The following is a 2,853-nucleotide window of genomic DNA, read 5'->3' on the forward strand; positions in this document are numbered from 1 at the left end:
CGCCGCGCTGGAAGCGATCCGGGCCGACGGCACCTACGACCGCATCACGGCGAAGTACTTCCCGTTCAAGCTGATGTAGGCGCCGCGACCCCCGATGAACATCCTCCATGGTTTTGGCGGGCAGCTGCTCCTGGGCGCGCTCGCGACGCTGCAGCTCGCGGCCGCCGCGTTGCTGCTCGGCACGCTGTTCGGCGCCGCCGTCTGCGGCCTGCAGCTCTCGGGCCACCGCGTTCTGCGGGCCGCCGGCAACGGCTACGCCGCGGTGGTCCGGGGCATTCCCGACCTGCTGATCGTCTTCGCCGTCTTCTTTGGCGGCTCGCTCACGCTCGCCGCGCTCACCGGCCGCTATGTCGAGATCGATACCTTCCTCGCCGGCGTGGCCGCGCTGGCGCTCTCGTTCGGCGCCTATGCCGCCGAGATCGCGCGGGGCGCGCTGCTGGCGGTCCCGAAAACCCAGCGGGAGGCCGCGAGGACGCTCGGACTGTCGCGCGCCCAGGCGCTGTGGACCGTCGTGCTGCCGCAGGCGGCCCGCTTCGCCCTCGCCCCGTTCGGCAACCAGTCGATCGTTCTGCTCAAGCAGACCTCGATCGTCTCCATCGTCGGGTGCGACGAACTCATGCGCAAGGCCGCGGAGGCCTCCGGCGCGACGCGCGAGCCGTTCACGATGTACCTCGCCGCCGCCTGCATCTATCTTGCGCTGACCGGCTTCGCCACGCTGTGCCTCGAGTGGGCGGAGCGCCGAGCCGCCCGCCCGCTGGCCGCCTGATCCCATGTTCGACATCACCCTTCTGTGGTCCGTGCTGCCCGCGCTGGTCGAGGGCGCCGGGCTCACGCTCGCACTCACGGCCTGGGTCATCCTCCTGGGCACGGCCCTGTCGATCCCCGTTGCCCTCGGCCGGAACGCGCGGGCCGCCGGTCTGCGCGCGGCGGCCCATGCCTACGTGCTCTTCTTTCGCGGGACCCCCGCGCTGGTCCAGCTGTTCCTGCTCTACTACGGGGCCGGCCAGTTCGACCTGATCCGGCATTCCGTGCTCTGGCCCGTGCTGCGCGATCCCTACTGGTGCGTGGTGATCGCCCTGGGACTGAACTCGGCCGCCTACACGGGCAAGACACTGGGCGCCGCACTGGCCGCGATCCCGCGGGGGACGCGCGAGGCCGCCCGCGTCCTGGGGCTCGGCCGCGCCCAGGCCTTCGGCCTGATCGACCTGCCGCTCGCGGTGCGCGCGGCGCTGCCGGCCTTCGGCAACGAGATCATCCTGACCTGCAAGGCGACCTCGCTCGCCAGCACCGTCACCCTGCTCGAGCTCACGGGCAGCGCCCGCCTGCTCACCGCCGAGACCTACGCGCCTTACGAGATCTTTCTCGGCGCGGGCCTCGTCTATCTCGCCATCAACTACGTCCTGCTGCGCGGCGTGCGCGCGCTCGAGGCCTCGTTGCATCGTCCCCACTGAACCCAAGCAAACGCATGAAATTCCTCACCCTGGGCCCGGCAGGCAGCAACCACGAATTCGTGGCGCGCCGCTACCTCGACTTTCACGGCCTTCGCGACACCGCGATCCTGGACCTGGTCCCCGATTTCGAGCGCGGCGCCGGTGCCGTGCTTCGGGGCGAGGCCGATTTCATGATCCAGTGCGCGGTGCATCCCGCGGCCGCCTCGACGGTCGCGAAGTGCTTCGTCGGCCTCCACCTGATCGACACCTTCATCTCGCCGAGTCAGGATCTGGCGATCCTCCAGCGCCACGATGCCGCGCAACCCACGTCCCTCGCGGTCATGCGCCCCACCCTGCCGTACATCGACCGCCGCCAGTGGCCGCAGATCGAATTCGTGGAGACCGTCGCCGAGGTCACGCAGGGCGTGCTGGACGGAAAGTACGCGGTCGGCCGCGGCTATGCCTCGGCCGCGGAAAAGCACCCCGAGCGCCTCTATGTGAAGCAGTTCATCGGCACGGTCGACGATGCCTGGATGGTCTATGGGCGCACCCGCGTGAGCACCGGGGAACTGAGCGCCTGGCGCGACAGCCCTGCCGCCCTGCTCTATCGGCGGGGAGCCTGAGCATGGGCACAGCCATCTGCTCTCTCGACCCGATGGTCTCGGTCGCGGGGCTGTCCAAGCATTTCCACGCGCACCAGGTGCTCAGCGACGTCCATCTGAGCGTCGCCGCCGGCGAGCGCGTGGTCGTGTGCGGCCCCTCGGGTTCGGGCAAGTCGACGCTCGCGCGGTGCATCAGCGGACTCGAGGGCTACGGAAGCGGCACCGTGACGGTCAACGGCGTCGCGGTCTCGCCGCGCATGCGCCATGCCGATCTGGTACGCGCCAACATCGGCATGGTGTTCCAGCAGTTCAACCTGTTTCCGCACCTCACCGTGCTCGAGAACTGCACCCTGGCACAGCGCTGGGTCCGGCACCGCTCACGGCAGGAGGCCCGGCAGACCGCACTCGCGTACCTCGACAAGGTCCGGCTCGCCGAGAAGGCATCGGCCTATCCGGCCCAGCTCTCGGGCGGACAGCAGCAGCGCGTCGCCATCGCGCGGGCCCTCTGCCTGAATCCTTCCGTCATGCTGTTCGACGAGGCCACGTCGGCACTCGATCCGGAGATGGTCAAGGAAGTGCTCGAAACCATGATCCTGCTGGCGCGGGACGGCATGACGATGATCTGCATCACCCACGAAATGGGCTTCGCGCGGGCGGTCGCCGACAAGGTCGCGTTCATGGACGGCGGGCGCATCGTGCAGGCCGCGCCGCCCGGCGAGTTCTTCGGCAACTGCGCGGACCCGCGCATCCAGCGATTCCTCAGCAAGGTCTTCTGACCCGAGGTCCTTGCCGCAAATTCGTGCGCTCACTCGGCGCACACG

At 69.5% G+C, this 2,853-nt stretch carries 4 protein-coding genes; all 4 read left to right on the forward strand.

Annotated elements, in window-relative coordinates:
• Window positions 1–94: 94 nt before the first annotated feature.
• The 4 genes from AC1DOC_RS27705 to AC1DOC_RS27720 are packed head-to-tail and all read left to right on the forward strand — an operon-like array spanning window position 95 to window position 2,808.
• Window positions 95–766 (forward strand): ABC transporter permease subunit, encoded by a 672-nt coding sequence (locus AC1DOC_RS27705; protein ID WP_015865891.1) that lies wholly within the window; start codon window positions 95–97, stop codon window positions 764–766.
• A 4-nt stretch (window positions 767–770) separates the two neighbouring features.
• Complete coding sequence (locus AC1DOC_RS27710) at window positions 771–1,451, forward strand: ABC transporter permease (protein WP_015865892.1); 681 nt, start codon at window positions 771–773, stop codon at window positions 1,449–1,451.
• A 14-nt stretch (window positions 1,452–1,465) separates the two neighbouring features.
• On the forward strand, window positions 1,466–2,053 hold the full coding sequence (locus AC1DOC_RS27715; RefSeq protein WP_478130924.1) for a hypothetical protein: 588 nt from the start codon (window positions 1,466–1,468) through the stop codon (window positions 2,051–2,053).
• Between the two features lie 2 nt (window positions 2,054–2,055).
• Window positions 2,056–2,808: an amino acid ABC transporter ATP-binding protein gene (locus AC1DOC_RS27720; protein ID WP_015865894.1), complete on the forward strand. Its 753-nt coding sequence runs from the start codon at window positions 2,056–2,058 to the stop codon at window positions 2,806–2,808.
• Window positions 2,809–2,853 lie beyond the last annotated feature (45 nt).

Source organism: Variovorax sp. 01T439_2 (assembly GCF_056398445.1).

Coding starts and splice junctions, on each gene's coding strand:
- AC1DOC_RS27705 (WP_015865891.1), top strand. CDS start 95: ATGAACATCCTCCATGGTTTTGGCGGGCAGCTGCTCCTGGGCGCGCTC.
- AC1DOC_RS27720 (WP_015865894.1), top strand. CDS start 2,056: ATGGGCACAGCCATCTGCTCTCTCGACCCGATGGTCTCGGTCGCGGGG.
- AC1DOC_RS27710 (WP_015865892.1), top strand. CDS start 771: ATGTTCGACATCACCCTTCTGTGGTCCGTGCTGCCCGCGCTGGTCGAG.
- AC1DOC_RS27715 (WP_478130924.1), top strand. CDS start 1,466: ATGAAATTCCTCACCCTGGGCCCGGCAGGCAGCAACCACGAATTCGTG.